This window comes from Deinococcus planocerae (assembly GCF_002869765.1).
Classification (GTDB): domain Bacteria; phylum Deinococcota; class Deinococci; order Deinococcales; family Deinococcaceae; genus Deinococcus; species Deinococcus planocerae.
Window position 1 is genome coordinate 1 of sequence record NZ_PNOR01000084.1, and the last position, 1,803, is coordinate 1,803.

Here is a 1,803-nt window from a genome sequence, read left to right on the forward strand (position 1 = left end):
GGCGCGCCCAGCGACCCGGCCCCGTGCGCCTCCCGCAGGGCGGCCCCGCGCTCCTCCAGGTCCGGGCGGGCGCGCAGCAGCGCCGCGAACTCGCGGGTCAGGTCGGCGAGCTGGCGTCCGGCGTGCTCGCGTTCGAGGGCGAGCACCCGCGCCTGCGCCTCCGGGTCAGGGGCAGCCGGGGTGCCCGGGCCGGCCACCGGCTGCACCAGGGACGATTCGAGCAGCTTGCGCAGGTTGAAGGTGACCGTGCGCGCCCGCTCGACCTCGGCGGGGAGGAGGGTGCCCTGCCCCTGGGCCTCGTCGATCTGGGTGATCAGGTTCTCCAGGCGCCGGACGTCCTTGCCGCCCATCCCCCCCACCCGCGCGAAGGCGGCGCGCAGCTCCGCGAGGTCCTGCGCCTGGGTGACGAGCCCCTCCTCCAGGCGGCGCTCCATCAGGCTGATCAGGTCCTGGCCCTCGCGCACGAGGCTGCTCGCGTCCCGCCCGGCGTCCTCCTCCTGCCGGGCGACCCCCAGCACCCCGCGCAGCCGCTGGGTCTCGGGCCAGTCGAAGTACAGGGAAAAACGCCGCACGCCCTCCTCCAGCGCCGTGAGGTCGCTGCCGGGGAGGGGCGGGGGAGCGCCGTCCTGCGCCGCCTTGTGCAACTCCGCGATGACCTCCGACACCCGCCGCTTGGCGAGGGGCGCGGGCACGCTGAGCTGAAGGCGCTTGAACACCTCGCGCTTGAGGATGTCCTCGAGCGCGGCGGCGTCGAGCCTCGCGGGGGGGAGGCCGCGGGCCTGGGCGGCGTCCTGAACGATGCGTTCGAGCGCGCGGGGCGAAACGAGGTCGCCGAGCAGCCGCGCGGGCAAGCGGGCGAGGGCGGTCTCCACGGTCACGCGCGGCTCCGGGAGTCACGGGGAGCGGGGGTCACGTGGGTTCCTCGTCCCAGTCGAGGCTGTGGGGAACCGCCGGGCGCGAGGCCGCCGGGGCGCCGATCAGGCCGAACTGCACGCACAGCCCCCGGAAGCCGAAGGCGGCCAGCCCGATGCCAAGCGCCGAGGTGAGGGCCCACAGCGGCACCCCGTACGCCCCCTGCGACAGGGTGAGGGTGCTCGCCCCCGCGAGGAGCGGGACCCCCAGCCGGTCGCCCAGCCAGCCCAGGAACCCGAAGACCCCCTCCAGGAAGACGGGCAGCAGCAGCAGCCCGAGCGCCGCCGAGATCGCCCGCCACGAGGCGTTGCGCCCCCCGAAGGCGAGGTTGAGGAGATACAGCGGCACGAACGCGAGAAGCGCCAGCCCCAGGAACACGGCGGCCCGCAGGCCCCCCCCGAACGACCAGGCCACCCCCGCCGAAACGGCGTCGAGCCGGCTGGGGCGCTCCCCGGCGGCCTCGCGTTCCAGCGCCCCCAGCCCGGCGATCAGGGCCTGCACCTCCGCCGGACGGGGAGAGCGCCTCTCCTGCGCGGCGGTGAGGGTCTCCAGGAGGCCGCTGTAGCCGGGCGCCTGGCGCACCTTGCCGGTCTGCGTGGCGAGGGCCACCCCCGCCCGTTCGAGGGCCGCCCGCGTCGCCTCGCCGTCCCCGTGTCCGGCGGCGGTGAGGGCCTGACCGAGGGCCGCGTAAATCCCGTCCACCCCCGGTGCCCGGGGTGAGGTGCCCGCGGCGGGTGGGGAGGCGGGCGTCCGGGCGGGTTGGGCCGCCGGGGAGGAGGCCGGGGCCTGCGCCTGGGGCTGGGGGGCGGGCCCCGGCGCCTGCGCGGCAGCCTGGGGCGGGGTGGCGAGGGCCGCGTTCAGGGCCGCCGCTCCCCGGCGCAGCGTGCCCAG

General features: G+C 77.3%; 2 pseudogenes. Both read right to left on the reverse strand.

The features are described 5' to 3' along the window. A pseudogene (locus tag A7B18_RS21055) lies at positions 1-878 on the reverse strand (coiled-coil domain-containing protein); the annotation flags it as partial. Between the two features lie 31 nt (positions 879-909). Continuing rightward, a pseudogene (locus tag A7B18_RS22205) lies at positions 910-1,803 on the reverse strand (hypothetical protein); the annotation flags it as partial.